This is a genomic window from Variovorax sp. Soil_C_33 (assembly GCF_057656935.1).
The window spans coordinates 1-18652 of record NZ_JBDGJK010000015.1; the positions used below are offsets into that span (position 1 = coordinate 1).

General features: G+C 65.4%; 18 protein-coding genes. 16 read left to right on the forward strand and 2 right to left on the reverse strand.

Annotated elements, in window-relative coordinates; translation table 11 throughout:
* Positions 1 to 611 precede the first annotated feature (611 nt).
* The 5 genes from AC3A6B_RS21530 (at position 612) to AC3A6B_RS21550 (ending at position 5736) form a co-directional block, all read left to right on the forward strand.
* Positions 612 to 821: a hypothetical protein gene (locus AC3A6B_RS21530; protein ID WP_487838688.1), complete on the forward strand. Its 210-nt coding sequence runs from the start codon at positions 612 to 614 to the stop codon at positions 819 to 821.
* 265 nt (positions 822 to 1086) lie between these two features.
* Complete coding sequence (locus tag AC3A6B_RS21535; protein WP_487838689.1) at positions 1087 to 1740, forward strand: BON domain-containing protein; 654 nt, start codon at positions 1087 to 1089, stop codon at positions 1738 to 1740.
* 511 nt (positions 1741 to 2251) lie between these two features.
* Positions 2252 to 2578 carry a hypothetical protein gene (locus tag AC3A6B_RS21540; protein WP_487838690.1) on the forward strand — a complete coding sequence of 109 codons (327 nt, stop codon included), beginning with the start codon at positions 2252 to 2254 and terminating at the stop codon, positions 2576 to 2578.
* Positions 2579 to 2902: 324 nt separating this feature from the next.
* The gene (gene ppsA, locus AC3A6B_RS21545) at positions 2903 to 5347 is read left to right on the forward strand and encodes a phosphoenolpyruvate synthase (RefSeq protein WP_487838691.1); all 2445 of its coding nucleotides are present in this window, start codon (positions 2903 to 2905) and stop codon (positions 5345 to 5347) included.
* On the forward strand, positions 5344 to 5736 hold the full coding sequence (locus AC3A6B_RS21550) for a CBS domain-containing protein (protein ID WP_487838692.1): 393 nt from the start codon (positions 5344 to 5346) through the stop codon (positions 5734 to 5736). Before ppsA ends, AC3A6B_RS21550 begins: the two co-directional genes overlap by 4 nt.
* 19 nt (positions 5737 to 5755) lie before the next feature.
* Here the strand turns inward: AC3A6B_RS21550 and AC3A6B_RS21555 are convergent, their stop codons facing one another.
* Complete coding sequence (locus AC3A6B_RS21555) at positions 5756 to 7468, reverse strand: phospholipase D-like domain-containing protein (protein WP_487838693.1); 1713 nt, start codon at positions 7466 to 7468, stop codon at positions 5756 to 5758.
* 128 nt (positions 7469 to 7596) lie between these two features.
* Between AC3A6B_RS21555 and AC3A6B_RS21560 the strand changes: the two genes are divergently transcribed.
* The 5 genes from AC3A6B_RS21560 (at position 7597) to AC3A6B_RS21580 (ending at position 12791) form a co-directional block, all read left to right on the forward strand.
* The gene (locus AC3A6B_RS21560) at positions 7597 to 8202 is read left to right on the forward strand and encodes a hypothetical protein (protein ID WP_487838694.1); all 606 of its coding nucleotides are present in this window, start codon (positions 7597 to 7599) and stop codon (positions 8200 to 8202) included.
* A 277-nt stretch (positions 8203 to 8479) separates the two neighbouring features.
* Positions 8480 to 9133, forward strand: coding sequence for a BON domain-containing protein (locus AC3A6B_RS21565; RefSeq protein ID WP_487838695.1), 654 nt, complete (start codon positions 8480 to 8482; stop codon positions 9131 to 9133).
* 30 nt (positions 9134 to 9163) lie between these two features.
* Positions 9164 to 9397 (forward strand): BON domain-containing protein, encoded by a 234-nt coding sequence (locus AC3A6B_RS21570; RefSeq protein ID WP_487838696.1) that lies wholly within the window; start codon positions 9164 to 9166, stop codon positions 9395 to 9397.
* The gene (gene groL, locus AC3A6B_RS21575) at positions 9394 to 11022 is read left to right on the forward strand and encodes a chaperonin GroEL (protein ID WP_487838819.1); all 1629 of its coding nucleotides are present in this window, start codon (positions 9394 to 9396) and stop codon (positions 11020 to 11022) included. The genes AC3A6B_RS21570 and groL overlap by 4 nt, the downstream gene beginning before the upstream one ends.
* A 248-nt stretch (positions 11023 to 11270) precedes the next feature.
* Complete coding sequence (locus AC3A6B_RS21580) at positions 11271 to 12791, forward strand: L,D-transpeptidase family protein (protein ID WP_487838697.1); 1521 nt, start codon at positions 11271 to 11273, stop codon at positions 12789 to 12791.
* Here the strand turns inward: AC3A6B_RS21580 and mepK are convergent, their stop codons facing one another.
* Positions 12792 to 13439: a peptidoglycan L,D-endopeptidase MepK gene (gene mepK, locus AC3A6B_RS21585; RefSeq protein WP_487838698.1), complete on the reverse strand. Its 648-nt coding sequence runs from the start codon at positions 13437 to 13439 to the stop codon at positions 12792 to 12794.
* Between the two features lie 234 nt (positions 13440 to 13673).
* On the opposite strand from mepK, the gene AC3A6B_RS21590 reads away from it, so the two are divergent.
* The 6 genes from AC3A6B_RS21590 to AC3A6B_RS21615 all read left to right on the forward strand — a co-directional run bounded on the left by AC3A6B_RS21590 (position 13674) and on the right by AC3A6B_RS21615 (position 18635).
* Positions 13674 to 14498 carry a formate/nitrite transporter family protein gene (locus AC3A6B_RS21590; RefSeq protein WP_487838699.1) on the forward strand — a complete coding sequence of 275 codons (825 nt, stop codon included), beginning with the start codon at positions 13674 to 13676 and terminating at the stop codon, positions 14496 to 14498.
* A 143-nt stretch (positions 14499 to 14641) separates the two neighbouring features.
* The gene (locus tag AC3A6B_RS21595) at positions 14642 to 14857 is read left to right on the forward strand and encodes a hypothetical protein (protein WP_487838700.1); all 216 of its coding nucleotides are present in this window, start codon (positions 14642 to 14644) and stop codon (positions 14855 to 14857) included.
* Positions 14858 to 14999: 142 nt separating this feature from the next.
* Positions 15000 to 15374, forward strand: coding sequence for a TraR/DksA family transcriptional regulator (locus tag AC3A6B_RS21600; RefSeq protein WP_487838701.1), 375 nt, complete (start codon positions 15000 to 15002; stop codon positions 15372 to 15374).
* 126 nt (positions 15375 to 15500) lie between these two features.
* Positions 15501 to 16334, forward strand: a complete 834-nt coding sequence (locus AC3A6B_RS21605; RefSeq protein ID WP_487838702.1) for a universal stress protein — start codon at positions 15501 to 15503, stop codon at positions 16332 to 16334.
* Between the two features lie 226 nt (positions 16335 to 16560).
* Positions 16561 to 17205, forward strand: a complete 645-nt coding sequence (locus tag AC3A6B_RS21610; protein WP_487838703.1) for a thermostable hemolysin — start codon at positions 16561 to 16563, stop codon at positions 17203 to 17205.
* Positions 17202 to 18635: an AMP-binding protein gene (locus tag AC3A6B_RS21615; protein WP_487838704.1), complete on the forward strand. Its 1434-nt coding sequence runs from the start codon at positions 17202 to 17204 to the stop codon at positions 18633 to 18635. Before AC3A6B_RS21610 ends, AC3A6B_RS21615 begins: the two co-directional genes overlap by 4 nt.
* The last annotated feature ends 17 nt before the right edge of the window (positions 18636 to 18652 follow it).

Below are 18652 nucleotides of genomic sequence, written 5' to 3' on the forward strand. Positions count from 1 at the left end.
GAGCGAGCGATTGCGCGTCGGCGAGGGCTTCCTGGAATTTGGTTGTGAGTTTGTCTTGGCGCATGAATGACTCCGTTCCTGGATTGACCCAGGACCCTGGTGAGTCTGGTCGGCGGGGCGCCCGGTGAACTTGATCCAGATCAACCGGCGTAGCAGCCACTTTGGCGGAAAAGCGCCGCATCCGAGCTTCGCAAGCATGAAGCCTGCGCCTTAAGGGGGAGTGGGGCGTTCAGTCGACACCCCCCGCGCACGCTACGTGCCTCCATGCCCCAAGACGTGACACCGGATCGGAGCCGACCATTCGGTTCACGGCTGCGACAACACAGGCTGACACTCTCCGAGAAACCGCTCCCGAGTGGGCCTGCGGTGCGGAAGTCACTCCTTGTGGCGCGCCAACATGATCGCGATGGCCTCGGCCGGGCCTCCCAACGCGCAGGGACAGTACTCGAGCGCGTGATCGCGACGTGTCGATACGAAAGGTTCACACAGTGTTGCCGATCGATGCGCTGCGTTGGTGCTGCGGCCAAGCCGCACATCTACATTGAAATCGCGCAGTCGCCTCTGCTTCCCAGTTCCCCGCAGAGTCCGGATGCGAGATCAAGGAGACAGTGATGAACGCATCCCATGCATTCGCCGGCTATGAACTCCGCTTTCGTCCTCTGATGGCCGGAGGCCGTGACTACAGGTTTCCCTGCGACGCCCTTGGTCACGTCGACATGGATTCGCTAAGCGAACGCGCGCGACTCAACTACCTCTACGCGCGCGCAGTCCGCGATCTGGAGGTCGAGAGACCTCATGTGCAGCCATGCCAATTCAACTAGAGCCAATGCCGTTATGGGTGATCGGTCCCGGCGAACCTAGGCCGCTGTGCGAGCCGCGGCACGGCGCGCGCAACCCGACCTCTGCGCAAGCGCGCCAAGGGGCCAGCGCGAGCCTCAGGACGATCCCTCTCTGAACGATTGCGCCATCGATTCACATACTTGCCGCCGCGCAAGAAGCGCTTCGGGCCATCTGATGCGCCGCATTTGATGCAACGCAAGCCACGTCGCGGCGAAACGGCGCAGAGTGAAGACCGAAAGGAATCACATGAAATCCGATACCCAACTCAAGAACGACGTCTTGGCCGAGCTCAAGTGGGATCCGATCGTCAGCGCCACTGATGTCGGCGTCATCGTCAAGGACGGTGTGGTCACGTTGACCGGCCATCTCGCCAGCTATGCCGAGAAGTATGCAGCTGAACGTGCAGCGCAACGCGTCAGCGGAGTGAAAGCACTGGCTATCGAACTCACCGTGAAGCTGCCCGCCCCATACGAACGCACGGATGCCGATATTGCAATGACGGCGGAAAGCGCGATCGAATGGAACGCTAGCGTGCCCCGCGACACGATTCGTCCGATGGTGGAGAAGGGCTGGATCACGCTGATCGGAGAAGTCGATTGGGACTATCAGCGGCGCGCCGCCGAGGCCGCTGTGCGCAGTCTTCTCGGAGTCAAGGGGGTTACGAACCTGGTGAAGATCAAGCCCAGGCCCAGCGTGTCCGATATCAACCAGAAGATCCATGATGCATTGACTCGCCGAGCTGGCAGCGAAGCCAACCGTATCGAGATTTCGGTCGACGGCTCCAAAGTCACACTGCAGGGCTCTGTCCAATCCTGGGCCGAGCGCGCGGCGGCGGTAGGCGCCGCATGGTCGGCTCCAGGTGTGTCCACCGTGGTCAACAACCTGCACCTGGACCTCTGAGGCATTTGCACGTCAGGCGGCGGCATACAGCCAACGCGACGATCGCGTGAAACAGAGTTCGAGGGTGGGGCGGCACAGACGGGATCGGCGAGATGGCGAGGGCAACGCTCGATGCAGGTGATTCCATTTCAAGAGCGCCTGCGCGGAGCACTTGGCTCGTGGAAAGATTCGAGCTTGCGATCAAGGCGCGCGACACCAGGAGGTGTACGGCGGCGGAATTGCGCCAGACGCTTCGCTGTCCCTTGACCACGCCGCAATCCGTCTGCCGCTTCCGCCCGCCTTCCATTCTTCAACGTGATGGCAATACGCAATGAGCAATGTTCTCGTGGTCGTGTACTCATACACCGGCACTTCTCGCAGGGTAGCCGAGCTCTTGTGCAGCCAGCAAGGCTGGCCCATGGGAGAGATCGCAGAGGTCCGGCCGCGGCACGGTCCGCTTGGCCGCCTAAGCTGCATCCTCGATTCCGTGCTGCTTCGGTGCCCGCCGACCCGCTATGACGGCCCGCCGCCCATGGACTTCGATATCGTGGTCCTGGTGACCCCGATCTGGGGAAGGCGCGTCGCCGGCCCAATGCGCAGTTTCGTGACAAGGCGCCGCGACCATCTGCCCGATGTTGCCGTGGTGCTGGTCATGGAGGACCGAGGTGCGCAGTGTGCTGTTTCCGAGATCGACGACATCATCGATCGCTCGCCGCTTCTGAGCACTTCGATCACCACGCGACAGGTCGACGAGGGCAGCTTCGTGTGGCGCCTGAAGCGCTTCGGCACGGGAGTGAGCAAGGCCAGGGATCCGCATTCGATCGCCTGGTCAGTCAACCTGACATCTCAGGCAGCCTGATGGATTCGCGCTCGACCCTTCGCAGGGACGGTATCCTTCGAGCGTGGCGTGCACACAGGCAGGCCCCGGGCGTTCGATGCTTGCCGCGGGCTCACCGGAAGCTGCCGACCGCGGGCACATGCTGGACAGCTGAAGGTTGCCAGACAGAGTCTCCTGGAGCAATGAAGGCGTGCTGCGCGGCATCGAGGCCTTCCTTGATCGAGCGCAACCCGAAACGGCGGAAGCCTCCTAGACTGAATTGCCGACCTTTTGTTGGGTTCTGTGGCCCGAGGCAATGTCCCGCAAGTGGGGATGCACACAGCCAAGGCCCCGAAGGAGACGCCCATGACAGCTCAAGCGACCTACATCCGCTGGTTCTCGGAACTCGGCGCGAATGACGTGCCGACAGTTGGCGGCAAGACGGCGTCGCTCGGCGAAATGTACCGGGCGCTGGCCCCACAAGGAGTGCGCGTGCCCAACGGGTTCGCGATCACAGCCGATGCCTATCGCCTTACCTTGGAAGTCGCCGGCGCGTTGCCGCGCCTGAGGGCAGCGTTGGCCGGCTTGGACGTCGAGGACATCGATGACCTCGCGCGGCGCGCACGGGACGCACGCGAGATCATCTATGCCGCCGCCCTCCCCGAAGACTTGACGGCTGAGATCCGCGCAGCGTATGCACGCCTGCGAACGGAGTACGGTTCCGATATCACGGTAGCGGTACGCAGCTCTGCCACGGCGGAGGACCTCCCGACTGCGAGTTTCGCCGGGCAGCACGAGACCTTTCTGAACATCTCTGGCGAGGCGCGCCTGCTGGACTGCGTGCGCCTGTGCTTTGCAAGCCTGTTCAAGGACCGCGCCATCGCCTACCGTGTCGCAAACGGATTCGACCACTTCCAGATCCTCCAGTCGGTGTGCGTCATGCAGATGGTGCGCTCCGATCGCGCCGCCAGCGGCGTCATGTTCACGCTCGACACCGACAGCGGATTCCGCGACGTCGTCTTCATCACCGGCGCCTACGGGCTCGGGGAGAACGTCGTGCAAGGCACCGTGGATCCCGACGAGTTCTACGTCTTCAAGCCGACCCTGAAGCTGGGCCACCGCGCCGTACTCAGGCGCAAGCTAGGCGGCAAGGAAGTGCGACTGGTGTACTCGAAGGGTGCTGGTCGGGAGACCACCTGCAACCTGCCGACGCCGCCGGAAGATCGCGCCCGATACTGCATCGACGACACCGACGTTCTGGCGCTGGCCGACGCAGCCGTGGCAATTGAAGACCACTACAGCCGTCATGCGGGCCGACCGACGCCGATGGACATCGAATGGGCCAAGGATGGCGTCGATGGGCGCATCTACATCGTGCAGGCCCGACCCGAGACGGTCGCCTCCTGCAAGCCGCTGCACCGCGTCGACGAGTACCGCCTCGACGCGCCTGTCCCGCCCCTGCTCACCGGCCGGGCCGTAGGCTCGACGATCGCGGTGGGTAAAGCCCGCGTGATCTCCGACGTCATGGCGCTCGGCCAGTTCCGGCCAGGCGAGGTGCTGGTGGCCGACACCACGATGCCCGACTGGGGCACTGTGATGAAGATCGCGGCTGCGGTCGTCACCAACCGAGGGGGCCGCACCTGCCACGCGGCCATCGTGGCCCGCGAGCTGGGCATTCCCGCAGTCGTCGGCTGCGACGATGCCACCGTGAGGATCCGCAGCGGCGACGAAGTCACCGTGTCTTGCGCCGAGGGTGCCGAGGGCCGCGTCTATGCAGGCGCGCTGCCCTTCGAGAAAACCGGCGTCGATCTGTCGACGCTCGCACGACCGCGGACTCACCTGATGGTCAATCTGGGCAATCCCGACAGTGCCTTCCAGACGGCACTGCTGCCCAACGACGGCGCAGGCCTGGTGCGCATGGAGTTCATCGTCGCCGAACACATCAAGGTCCACCCAATGGCGCTGGTCCATCCTGAGAAGGTGGACGACCCCGCGGTGCGCGCCCAGATCGCTCGCTTGACGCAATCGTTCGATCGACCGGCCGACTACTTCGTGCGCGAGTTGTCGGAAGGCGTCGGCATGATCGCGGCGGCCTTCTATCCGAAACCGGTGATCGTTCGCATGTCCGACTTCAAGACCAACGAGTACGCCAGCCTGGCCGGCGGCTCCTCGTTCGAGCCGAAGGAGGAGAACCCGATGATCGGCTTTCGTGGTGCCTCGCGCTACACGCACCCCGCCTATGCGGAAGGCTTTGCGCTCGAATGCGCCGCCATGAAGCGAGTGCGAGAAGAGATGGGGCTCGCGAACGTGAAGCTGATGATCCCGTTTTGCCGCCGCATCCAGGAAGCTGAGCGGGTGCTCGAAGCGATGGCCGCCCATGGCTTGCAACGCGGTCTGGACGGTCTCGAGATCTACGTCATGTGCGAGATCCCGAACAACGTGATCCAGATCGACGCTTTCGCCAGACTGTTCGATGGCTTCTCGATCGGCTCCAACGACCTGACACAACTCGTGCTGGGCGTCGACCGCGACTCACGCATCGTGGCCTTCGACTTCGACGAACGCGACGAAGGCGTCAAGACGATGATCCGGCAGACCATCGAAGGGGGGCGACGCAACGGCCGCCACGTCGGTATCTGCGGCCAGGCACCTTCGGACTACCCGGAAGTGGCCGCGTACCTGGTGGAGCTCGGCATCGACGCCATGAGCGTGACGCCGGACACGCTGCTCAAGATCACGCGCGACGTCCTCACCGTCGAGCAGCAGCTGGGGCGTTCGCCGCGCCGGCAAACAGAAGGAGCAGCATCATGAGCCGACCCATCACTTCCCTGATGCAGCGTCCGGTGTGCAGCGTCAGCATGGAAGACAGCGTGGCACAGGTGGAAGCCCTGCTTGCCAGCAAGCACCTGTCGTGGGTGCCGGTCCTGGAGCCGGCACGAGGTGAAGTCGTCGGTGTCATCAGCGCCTGCGATCTTGTCGGCTTCCATGCGCAAGGACGAGACGCTGCCGCGACGCGCGCCTGGCAAATGTGTTCCTACAAGCCGATCGTCGTCGACTCGGAGGCCCCGGTCGCCACAGTGGCGGCGCTCATGGTGGCACGCGGGATTCATCATGTCATCGTGATCGACGGCAAAGGAATCGCCGGCGTGGTGTCGTCGCTGGATTTCGTCCGGGTCTTTGGCTGCGGCGACAACGCTTGACAGCCATCGACAGCAACGCTCAAAGCATTTCCTCCGGGACGAACCGACCCAACAAGCCGGCGACGAACCGGCGCCAACCGCCGGCCAGCGGCTCGCTGCGGTAGCGCACCGGCTTGTCGTCCAAGATGCCATGCCAGATGAGCTGAGCGGCACCGTTGGCGTCCGGCTCTGCAAGCTCGACCCGGTAGGCGAGACCAGGTGAGGTCGCCTCCGCAAACAGGGCTTCGAGTTGTCGGCCCAACGCGTCGCTCTCGATCAACGCCGCGATCTCGGTGTTGGCAGACCGCGATCGGGGATCAAGGTTCATGGACCCGATCAGCACCCACCGCTGATCGACGACGACCGCCTTGGCATGCAGGCTGGCGCCGGACGACAAGCCGGATCGCGCCTTGCCGGGCGACGCCAGGGCCGGACGAAACTCGTGCACTTCAACCCCGCATTCAAGCAAGCGAGGTCGGTAGCGCGCGTAGCCTGCGTGCACCAGCGGAACATCGGTCGATGCCAGGGAATTGGTGAGCACCCTGACCCGCACGGCCTTGCGCGCCAGCGCGCAAAGGACCTCGACACCTCGATCGCTCGGTATGAAGTATGGCGTGATCAGAAGCACCTCCTGGCGCGCCGCCTCGATGATCGGACGCATGCGAACGGCAATTTCTCCGCCACCCGTGGAGCCAACCTCCGACTTGGCTGGCGCATCGTAGAGGGCGGTCCCAGGTGCCGCGACCAGCGCCAGCTTGCCGTCTCGCAACTCGCGCCAGAAGTCCATGGCGCGCACGCGTCGCGCATAGTCTGTCTCGCGAAAGCGCTCTGCTTGCAGCGCCGTCTCGGCGAAGTGCAGCTGTGCCTGCCAGGCCTCAGGCAGATTGCCCAGGAACGCGGCGATCGGTACGGCCGATGCGCTGTTCCAGTAGTCGTCGAAGCTGCGCGAAACCTGCGCGACGATGGGTCCTGCCGCGAGCACATCGAGATCCGCGAAATCGCTCGTCCCGCGCAGGTTGAAATAAATGTCGCCCAGATTCCGCCCGCCAAGCACCACAGCCGCGTTGTCGGCGATCCATAGCTTGTTATGCATGCGGCGGTTCAGCCGCGCGCCGTCGCCGAGGAAGTCCAGCCACTGCAGCACGCCAGGGGGGCCGCGGCGTGGGAAGGGATTGAACACGCGCACCTGCACGTTGGAGTGCGCCGCGAGCGTGGCAAGGTCGAGATCGCGACCAGCCGCATACAAGTCATCCAGAAGCAGGCGCACGCGCACGCCACGTTGGGCTGCGCGCAGGGCCCCGTAGATCAGCATCGTGGCCGTGGTGTCCTGCTCAATGATGTAGTACTGCAGGTCCAGCGACTGCTGTGCCGCGTCTGCCAGCGCCGCGCGCGCCGCAAAGGCCTCCTCGCCGGACACGAGCAATCGATAACCCGAATCCCCTGGCGTCGCCGAGAGCTGGCTGGCAAAAGCGCGACCCAGAAATGTCTGTTCCGGATGTTCAATCGCATGGGATTCGGGCCGTGGCACGTCGATCGGCACCATTGCGCAGCCGCTCAACAACGCGGCAGCCGCAAGGACGATCATCAGGCCTGCATGAAGGCGCTTCATTGGGGCAACCATGAGCCATTGTTTCCACTGGGCCTGCGTCGCGTCTTGCGCAGACTCAAGGCAAGCTGAAGCGCGCACCAACTTGTTGAGCCTGACGAGTTCAAGCGCTGCCAACTGATCCGCTAGCTCGATCTCGAAGCGCATCAGCCCATAAAGAGGATCACGATCTCACCATTGCGGATGCGGCGTCGAAACTGCTTGCGCTAGCGCAACACATCGGAGCTCTTCAGGCCGCATCCTTGGCACCCCTATCAACTTCGGGGAGAGATCTCATGAGATCCAAGAAGCTGCTGGCCCTGCTGGCGATCACAGTCAGCGCGGCGTCCTTCGCCGCCGACAACACGCCACCAGGCCGGCTGAGCCCACCGCAATCCACCGCTCAGAAGGCGAGAGAGGCCGCAAGCAAAGCGGCCCGCGAGGCCGAGAGCGCTGCAAACAAGGCAGTCGAGCAGGCGAAGGCCGCTGTCGAGAAGAGCGAGGCGACCGCCGGCAGGGTTTCCAAGTCCGCGGCGGAGGCGATTCAGCGCGCAGCCCGAAAGGTGGCGCAGGCGGCCACTCGGTTCGAGGCGAAGGCACGGACTTCGGCGGCCAGGGCGATCGACGAGAGCCGCGAAGCCGCGCGTGTGGCCGCGGAGGAAGGCAAGAAGGCCGTCTCCTTTTCCCAGGATGCTTTGGACCGAGCCGACGAAGCGGCGAAGCGCGCACTGGGGTCGAGCAAGGAGGAAGCCGAGAGGGCTGCACAAGCCACCCGCGACGCGCTGAAGAAGGCGGAGGAAGCCACTCGCGCCGCTGCGCGCGCCGCCAAGGATGCGGCCAGCAAGACGCGCGAAGCCGCCAGTCCCCAGGGTCGCCCGCCGGCGGACAGAGACAAGAAGTGACCCCTGTGGCCCGGTGTCGGTCGCGTCCTGCGCCGCCGCGGGATGGTTACCGCGCGGTTGAAGCCGTCCGATCATCCTGGAACGAGCGGCCGGGCTCGCGCAATCGGCACTCGACCGGCGCACGACGACCAGCCAGCGACAGTGGTACGAGCAGCAGCGCACGTCAAGATCCTTGATCCAGCGCAACGCGGCGTTCACCGCGTGGCCGTCAAATGACTTCGCAGCATCGCCAATGCTGCGAAATGGCTGAGCCAAACTTTCCAATGGAAGGAATCTCATGAAATCCGATGCTCAACTCAGAAAGGACGTCCAGGCCGAACTCGACTGGGACCCCGCGATCAAGACTGCCACCGTGGGCGTGATCGTCCAGGATGGCGTGGTGACCTTGACCGGCCACCTCGCCAGCCATGCCGAGAAGTACGCCGCCGAGCGTGCTGCCCAACGCGTCAAGGGCGTGAAGGCGTTGGCGGTCGAGATCACCGTCAAGCTGCCGGCCGGCGACGAGCGAACCGACGCCGAGATCGCTCTGACGGCAGAACGTGCGCTTGAATGGAACGTTCTCGTGCCCGACGGAAAGGTCAAGCCGATGGTCGAAGGAGGCTGGGTCACCCTCACCGGCGAGCTCGAATGGGAATACCAGAGCCGGGCCGCGGAGAAAGCAGTGCGCAATCTGATGGGCCTCACAGGCGTCTCCAACATGATCAAGATCACGCCGCGGCTTCGTCCCTCCGATGTGGAGAAGAAGCTGCGCGAGGCGTTGGCGCGCCAAGCCGATCGCGAGGCCGATCGGATCCAGATCGAAGTGAACGGCTCGCAGGTCAGCCTGCGCGGCAAGGTTCATTCGTGGGCCGAACTCAATGCCGCCCAGCTTGCCGCGTGGTCCGCGCCGGGCGTCTCCTCCGTCGCGAACGACCTGGTGGTGCAGGACTGAACCGTATCCCGACCGAAGGAACGGACCGCCATGAATTCCGATATGGAACTGAGACACGAAGTCTTCGCGGCATTGAACTGGGATCCGGCAGTCTGCGGCGCCTATGTCGATGTGCGTGTCGAGAACGGCGTGGTCACGCTGACCGGCCAGCTCGTCAGTCCTGCAATGCGTCATGCCGTCGAATGCGCGGTGCGGCGAGTGCAGGGAATCAGGTCCTTGGTGAACGCACTGACCGTGCGGTCCGAACCGGAGCAGTCCCCATGACAGCCAAACAGCTTCTCTTCCGCGAAGATGCACGCGAGAAGATCCGGCGCGGCGTAGACACGCTCGCCGACGCGGTGAAGGTGACCCTCGGTCCCCGGGGTCGCACCGTGATCATCGACAGCGAGTACGGGGCGCCGCAGATCGTCAACTCCGGCGTCGTGGTTGCCAAGGCGATCGAGCTTGAAGACCGCTTCGAGAACATGGGCGCGCAGCTGCTGCGCGAGGTCGCGGCCCGTACCAGCGAGATGGCCGGTGACGGCACCACCACCGCCACCGTGCTGGCGCACGCGATGATCCAGGAAGGCCTGAAGTACCTCGCCGCCGGCATGAATCCAATGGATCTGAAGCGCGGCATCGACCTCGCCGTCGACACCGTCGTGCGCGAGCTGAAGACGATCTCCCAGCCGTGTGCGACCTCGCAGGAGATTGCCCACGTGGCAAGCATCTCGGCCAACAACGACCGCTCGATCGGCGACCTCCTCGCCCACGCGATGGACAAGGTGGGTCGAGAGGGCGCCGTGTCGATCGAGGACGGCTCGGGGCTCGTCAGCGAGCTGGAGATCGTCGAAGGCCTGCAGTTCGACCGCGGCTACCTGTCGCCCTACTTCATCAACGACACCGAGAAACAGGCCGCGGTTCTTGAGAATGCGTTGGTCGTGCTGTGCGACCAGAGGCTCTCGGTCATCAACGATCTGGTGCCGCTTCTGGAAGCCGCGGCGAAGTCGGGCGCCCCGCTGCTGGTGATCGCCGAGGAGGTGGAGGCGGACGCTTTGGCCGCGCTGGTCATCAACAGCGTGCGCGGTGTCGTGAAGACCTGTGCCGTGAAGGCGCCCGGCTTCGGCGACCGCCGCAAGGCCATGCTGCAAGACATCGGCATTCTGACCGGCGGACAGGTCATCTCGAGCGAACTCGGGCTGACCCTCGCCAAGGCGACGCTCGACAGTCTGGGCCGTGCACGCCGCGTGGTGATCGACAGGGACAGCACGACAATCATCGGCGGGGCGGGCGACCCCAAGGTCATACGCGAGCGTGTCGCCGCGATTCGCAAGGAGCGCGAGACGCAGACCAGCGACTATGAGAAAAAGCAGCTGGACGAGCGCCTCGCCAAACTATCGGGCGGCGTGGCACTCGTCAAGGTCGGTGCTGCCACTGAGACCGAGCTGAAGGAGCGCAAGCTGCGCGTGGAGGATGCGCTGCATGCCACCCGCGCCGCGGTCGAGGAAGGCATCGTTCCCGGTGGAGGCGTCGCGCTGCTGCGCGCGCGGCGTTCGCTGCCAGATCTTCCAGCGCCCAATCTGGACCAGGCCTCGGGAATCAAGATCGTGCAGCGCGCACTCGAGGAGCCGCTGCGCCGCATCGTGAGCAACGCGGCCGACGAGCCCTCCATCGTGCTGGCCAAGGTCGACGCATCCGCCCAGAGCAGCTTCGGCTACAACGCCGCGACACGCGAGTACGGTGACATGCTGGAGATGGGCGTCATCGACCCCTCCAAGGTGACGCGCCTCGCGCTACAGAACGCTGCCTCGATCGCTAGTCTCGTGCTGACTACCGACTGTATGGTTGCCAACGCGCCGAAGAAGGCAACGAGCGGACTGCGCGCGGACGCCGAGTCCGGCATGTACTGAAGCCGCGTTACTCCCTCCCCGGCCACTTCCCAACATTGCACCAAGAGACACACATGAAGCGTTGTGGAGTTCACCATCCACACCGCTGCAAAGAGAACCTACGAAGTGCAGGCCGGCACGACACACCACTCCTAAGCGGGGCCCATTCCCAAAGCCGGACAGACCATCGTGATCCCCGCCATTCGCCCGTGAGAGTCATCACGCCGTCGAAAGCCCAAGGATGGCTCCGGGCGGCGCCGGCGCTTAGCTTGTGGCTGTTCCTCCTTTTAACTGCAGCCGGCGCAGCCGAATCGGTCTGGCTGGACGCCGCTGGGCGGCCGAATGCAAGTGCGCGCGATGCCCTGCAGATACTGGCAGATGCCCCCGCCGACGGCTTGGTCGCACAGGACTATCAAGCCCGGGACCTCGCCCTTCAGGCCGCGGACCTCACCCGCGCGTCAAAGGCGGCAGCGGCTTCCGCACTGGCCTTCGAACGCTCACTGGACACTGCGATGCTGCGGTTCTTCCACGATTTGCACCGGGGCCGCGTCGATCCGCGTCCGCTCGGTTTTCGCATCGGACAGCACGAGCGCAAGACGGTGGATGTCGCAGCCTTGCTGCACGCTGCTGCAGATGAGGGGCGCCTGTCGCAGGCGGTGGCCGCCCTGCGCCCGCGTCTGGGCCAGTACGGAAGGCTGCGCGAGGCGCTGGGGCGCTATCGCACGCTGGCAGCGGACCCCTCGCCGGGCTTGCTGCCGCCCATCGCACCAGCCAAGGCGCTGAAGGCAGGAGACATCTATGCCGGCACCGCCGCGCTGCATCGACGGCTTGTCGCCCTGGGCGACCTGCCTGCCGAGGCGCAGCCTCCGGCCGACCGCTACGATGCCTCGCTGGCCGATGGGGTCAGGCGCTTCCAGGAGCGCCATGGCCTGGAGGCCGACGGTGCGCTCGGAAGCGCGACCATGGCTGCCCTGAATGTGCCGCTCAGCCAACGAGTCCTCCAACTCGAACTGGCGCTGGAGCGCCTGCGCTGGCTGCCTGAGTTGGACGGCGAGCCCTTCATCGGCATCAACATCGCGATGTTTCGTCTCTGGGCCTGGGATCCCGTTGCGCCCGCAGCCTCCCTGGTTGACATGAACGTCGTGGTCGGCCGTGCACTGAATACCAGGACGCCGGTGCTTTCGGAGAAGATGCGCTACATCATCTTCCGGCCGTACTGGAACGTGCCGCCTTCCATCGTGCGCAACGAGATCTTGCCGGCCATCGCGCGCGACCCGGGCTATCTTCAGCGCCACGACATGGAGATCGTGCGTGGCGCCGGCGACAACGTCCAGCCGGCGGAGACGAGCAGCCCCCAGAACCTGGCCCTGCTGCGCCAGGGGGTGTTGCGCGTGCGCCAGCGCCCGGGCCCGAAGAACTCTCTGGGCCTGGTGAAATTCATCTTCCCGAACGACGACAACGTGTATCTGCATGACACGCCGGCCACGCAATTATTCGGCCGCGCGCGGCGCGACTTCAGCCACGGCTGCGTGCGCGTCGAGAAGCCGATGGCGCTCGCGCGCTGGGTGCTAAGGGATCAGCCCGAGTGGACCCCGGAGCGCATCGATGCGGCCATGGCGGGGCCTTCATCCCAACGCGTGGATCTCACGCGGCCGCTGCCGGTGATCCTGTTCTACATGACGGCCATGGTGACGCCCTCGGATCACGCGCTGCGCTTCGCGCAAGACATCTACGGCCACGATGCCCGGCTGGTGCGGGCACTCGCAAGCCGATACGACGGCCGCCGTTAGCTACCAGGCGCGCACGCGGCCGCAGTCCACATGTACGAAGTTCGAGGCCGGGTAGTAGCCCACGCCACCGGCGCGCATGCCGAGCGCAGCTTTGCGCAGCGCTGGCAACGCCACGTCGGCAAGGCGGATATCGATGGCCTGACCGCGCATATGCAGGCTGCCGGTGGCCACGCCGCTGCTGCGTTCGACCAGCGTCGCGTTCGTGGCCGGCGAACGGTAGCCCGAAATGACCTGCACGGCGCGTTCGCTCCCGGTGAGCGTGACCAGCGCATGCAGCACATCCAGCAGCTCAGGGGCGATCTCGCCGACATCACCCGTGCGGAAATCGCGCAGCACATGGTTGATCGCGGCGAGCGCGCCGAGGTCGTAGCGCTGGCCATGAAAATACTCGACCGCGAGCTTCTCGCCCGTGTGCAAGTTGTCGAAGCGCAGGGCGCGCGGCGCCGCGCCGCCGGCCTTCGCCTCGAGCGGTCTCACGGCGAACGCAGACGCCCCCAACGCGCAGATGAAACGGCGTCGGGAAAAGCTGTTCACAAGTCCCATCCACAAGCAGAAGTCATGCACAAAGCCGGCGAAATCCGGTGACCAGACAGCCATTATGGGTTTGATCTGCGCTGCGCAACAGCGCAGCGCATCGAAGCGCTCCACCGAGCACGCTCGGCACGCCGCTTGATCCCGATCAACCGCGGATCGCGCCTCGATGCCCTAGCATGGGACAGCGAATGCGGCCAACCGACGTTCGCCAATGACCGGACCGATCCCTCAATGTGAGGATCGCGGAGGGGGACGGGCCAGTGCGCTCAACGAGATTCGCTGCCCGCGCCTCTCGACCGTGCAGGCGGGTGCGCTCACGCAATGGGCCTCGGTCCGGAAAGGTACGCCATGTCTGAAGTCTTCGGTTTCGACGCCTTCTCACCGAAGGAAATCGCGGCGCGGGTCGACACGGTCGGCGCGGCCAAGGCGCACCTGCCGTTGCTTTCCACGCTCATGCTGAGCGTTCTCGCCGGAGCCTTCATCGGCTTGGGCGCACTCTATTTCCTGTTGATCAGATCCGACCCGACTCTGGGGTTTGCCGCCAAGCAGGCGCTCGGCGGCGTGGCCTTTTCCCTGGGGCTGGTTCTCGTGGTCGTCGCGGGCGCCGAGTTGTTCACCGGGAACAACCTGCTGGCAATGGCCTGGGCCGACGGGAAGATTTCCACGCGCGATCTTTTGCTGAACTGGACGATCGTCTGCGCAGGAAACTTCGTCGGCGCCACGGGGCTGGCGCTGATCGTCTTTCTCTCGGGCCACCACGAAGCAGGCGGCGGCGCGGTGGGGCAGGAATACCTCCGGGTTGCCGCAGCCAAGGTGGCCCTGCCGTTCTGGACAGCCTTCTTCAGAGGAGTTCTCTGCAACGTGCTGGTCTGCATGGCGGTTTGGATGGCGCTTGCAGGACGAAGCGTCGTCGACAAGGTCGTGGCAATCGTCTTTCCGATCTCCGCCTTCGTTGCGGCCGGCTTCGAACACAGCATCGCCAACATGTACATCATCCCTCTGGCCATCTTGCTGCAGACCTTCGATGGCGTGGCGCCCAGTACCATTCACATCACACTGGAGGGAATGTTGCGCAACCTCGTCCCGGTACTGCTCGGGAACATCGTCGGCGGCGGCGTGCTCGTCGGCCTGGTGTACCACGTCATCTATCGGCGGACGGCGGAACTGAAATAAGCCGTCCCGCCGAACCGATTCAGTGTCGCTTGATGTGCATCAATCTTCTTCGGGCGACCACGCGTACGATGACGCGACAAGCTGCTGAGCACTGATCTCGGCAGCCGCTGATGGACCACGAACACTCTCGCTGGGGAACTGCAATGGCCGATGATGTCCCGCCCGCATCGCCGCTTCGCGATGGCTACCTCCTGTCGGTCCTTGCGTGGCAAAGCGCTCTCGTCGGCTTCCTGATGCAGGCCCAGCGCAATCAGTACCAGGTGCTGGCCGCATGGGAAAAGACGGTTGGCACCGTCAACCAGGATTTGTGGGACCAATGGGTGTGCCGTTACGCCGGCGGCGTACCGCTCGACGGCTGACTGTGCGTGTGGCCGATGCGATCCCAGCGGATGCGAATGGTCGGCGCGCATCAAGCGCTCGGCGATCAGTTGACGAATGTCAAGGTGAACTGGCTCTCCGGCAGCGACGATTACCTTCTTCCCATCTTCTTGTGAGTTCCCCATGAAACATCTGACCGATGCCGATCGCAACCTACTGGCCGACCAACTCCGGGCCATGAAGCGCAGGGCTCTCGATGAAATCCGCGGCGCTTCCTCCGATGTCGAAGCCACCCTTCAGCCTCAGGATCACGAGGTCCAAAGTCACGCCGACGAAGCCGAAGTGGAACGTCTCGGCGACGTGCGCTTCGCCGAGATGGAGATTGATCGAGTCAGGCTGCTCGACATCGAGCAGGCAGAGCAGCGCATGGCCGACGGCCGCTATGGAGTCTGCGTGGACTGCGGAAATGCCATCCCGCGCGAGCGCCTGCTGGCGCAACCCATCGCAATCCGTTGCGCCGCATGCCAGACCGCGGCCGAGAACAAGCTCCGCCGCTGATACGTTCGACAGAAGGGGCTCGGAGCAGGCGCGCAGACAGTGCAATCGGCCAATGCTTGCGCTGGCGCAACCCTGTAGAGCCGCGCGCCACGCAAGATCGCTGAATCTGTCGCCCGGGTGATCGCCATGAACTCCATCAAGTCCCTTCTCGTTCACATGGACGGTACGGCGCGCGCCGAGGCGCGGTTGCGCTTTGCGCATCAGCTGGCTTCCCTCCATCAAGCGAAGTTGACCGCGCTGTTCGCAGCCGCACCGCGCTACCTACCCCTGCTGTCCTTGGCAGAGGGCGCCTCGCCGACGCCTGCGACCACAGGCATCGATCTGAAACATCGTGTCCATGCCATGGCCATGTTCGAAAGAGCGCGGGATGCCGGAGCGCCGGAAAGCGAATGGCTGGAGCTCAGCGGCGAGCCGGTGATCAGCACTTTCGCACGGCGAGCGCTGGCGTCGGACCTGCTGGTGGTTGGGCAGCGCGATCCGACCGATGCAGCTGGTTTCGATGTCCCCGGTGATTTCGTCGAGAGCGTCATCATCGACAGTGGCCGGCCCACGCTCGTCATTCCCTACGCTGGCGAGGTCACCGCCGCGCCGCAGCTCGTGCTGGTCGCCTGGAAGCCCACGCGAGAATCCGCCCGCGCACTTACCACCGCCCTGCCCTTCCTGCAAGAAGCCAAGCAGGTCTACCTGGTCTGCGCCGAGGAGAACGCCGACTACATGGAATCGACACCATTGCAGGTCCCGGAGTACCTGCGCCTGCATGGCATCGAGCACGTGCGCGAGCACCAGTGGCTCTCGGAACGCGATGCCGGCAATGAGCTGCTGGCCCTGGCTGCCGAAACCGGCGCCGAGATGATCGTGATGGGCTGCTATGGACACAGCCGTGCGCGCGAGCTGGTGCTGGGCGGAGCGACCCGCACGGTACTGGAGTCGATGACCGCGCCGGTACTGATGGTGCATTGAGTGCGCGGCCCTGCGTCCCGGGCCGATCAGCGGCTCCGCGCGGGGCGGCTCGCGCAGCCGGCCGCACAGGCAGGCAGGAGAGCAGAGCCAACCGCAATCTGAAGATCGAGCAAATCGCAACCGCGGGGTCCTGCCCGGCGGCTTAAGGCGGCGTTCATCAACAGCGCCGAACATCCACCCGGATCTGCCCGCGGCCTCGAGGGCATCTCTAGGAGTGTGCATGTTCATGGCCCCGTCCCCCGTATATGACGCCGACCCGGCACCTGGCGCAGGCTTGGTGCCGGGACGCTCGGAGTTTGCCATTCATCCGCAGGACGAACCCCGCCGTCACGAGGTCGAGGAGTTCGTTCGGCGCATCTATGCCCGACGCTATGGAGCGCGCGTCTCGGATTTCGCGCCGGTTCTGGTGAGCCTGCGCGACCATGGCGGAAGCATCGTCGCCGCGGCAGGCTACCGGCACGCAGCGCAAGCCCCGCTCTTTCTGGAACGCTACCTCGACGCGCCGGTGGAGTCGCTGCTGGCCACCCACGGCAATGCACAGCCCCAGCGCGAACGCATCGTCGAAGTCGGCCACCTTGCGGCGGCACGCGCAGGCGAAGGCCGGCGCCTCATCTTCCTGCTGGGGCCGTATCTGGCCGCCCAGCGCTTCCAGTGGGTGGTGGGCACGCTCACCGAGGAGCTTCGCCATCTGTTCGTTCGCATCGGCGTCACGCCGCTGGTACTGGGAACGGCCGACCCCGCTGCGCTGGGCGAGGAGGCCGGCCATTGGGGCAGCTACTACGATCATCGCCCCCTGGTACTCGCGGGACATCTTCAGCAGGCGCTGCGGCACCTAGTGCGCCGCGCAGGCGGCCCGAAGGGCCGCGCATGAGGGCGATTGAAGTGGCCTTGGACGATGGACAACGCACTTGGAGCACCACCGAACTCAACCAGGAGGTGGACTCGCTGGTCGACCGCCTCAAAGCGCAGCGCACGCGCGTTCTCGCCACCTTGATGGACAACTCGCCCGCCTGGGTGGTGGCCGATCTCGCCGCCGCGCAGGCGGGTGTGGTGCACGTGCCGCTGCCGCTCTTCTTCACCGGGCAGCAGATCGCCCATGTCCTGCGCGCAGCGGGTGTCGACACCGTGCTCGCACTCCCGGCGCTGGCCGCCCGATGGCCCCAGGCGCCCTCGGCGCCGTGCGAAGTGGCAGGTGAGGCCCTCGCCTGTGTGCGCCCGCCCTGCGAGCGCGTGCCGATGCCGCCGCATACGGCGAAGATCACGTTCACCTCCGGGACAACGGGCGCGCCGAAGGGCGTGTGCCTCGCCGCGGATGGCATGCGGCGGGTATCCGACGCGCTGGTGGAAGCGATGGTGCCGCTGGACATTCGGCGCCACCTGTGCGCGCTGCCGTTCGCCGTGCTGCTCGAGAACATCGCCGGTGTCATGGCGCCGCTGTCGCGCGGCGCCACCTGCATCGTCCTGCCGCTGCAGGAGCTGGGATGGACCGGGTCGTCCAGCTTCGATGCCGCGCGCTTTCAGGCGGCCGTTGCACGGCATCAGCCCCACAGCATCATCCTGCTGCCACAAATGCTGCGCGCCTGGGCCGCTCATCTCATGACAAGCGGGCAGCGCGCGCCCGCCTCGCTCCGCATGGTGGCCGTTGGCGGCGCGGCCGTCGGCGCCAAGCTGCTCCACGGCGCGCGCGCGCTGGGCATCCCGGCCTACGAAGGCTACGGCCTGTCCGAGGGCGCCTCGGTCCAGACACTCAATCTTCCCGGTGCCGACCGCATCGGCACCGCTGGACGCGCCCTGCCGCATACCCGCTTGCGCGTGGCGGCCGACGGCGAGATCGAGATCGCCGGCAGCCTGTTCGCAGGCTATCTCGGCAGCGCCGAACCCACGCCGCCGTGGTGGCCCACCGGCGACCTCGGCACGATCGACGCCGATGGCTTCGTCCACGTCCAGGGGCGAAAGAAGCTGGTGCTCATCACCGCGTTCGGCCGCAACGTTTCGCCGGAATGGGTGGAAACCGCCCTGCGAGATGAGAACGTCATCGGCCAGGCCGTGGTGTTCGGCGACGCGCAAGCAGCGCTGAGCGCCGTGCTGTGGCCCGTGCAGCCGAGCGTGCCCGACGCGGCGCTACAGGCCGCGGTGGAAACCGCCAACGCAGCGCTGCCCGACTACGCGCGCGTGCAGCGCTGGACACGCGCCCGCGCCGCCTTCAGTCCCGAAACCGGGATGGCCACCCCCAACGGGCGCCCGCAGCGCGCCGCGATCCTGCAAGAACACACCGATGCCTTGGGCATCGGGGCCCTCTGACCTTCTCCCCTCTCACA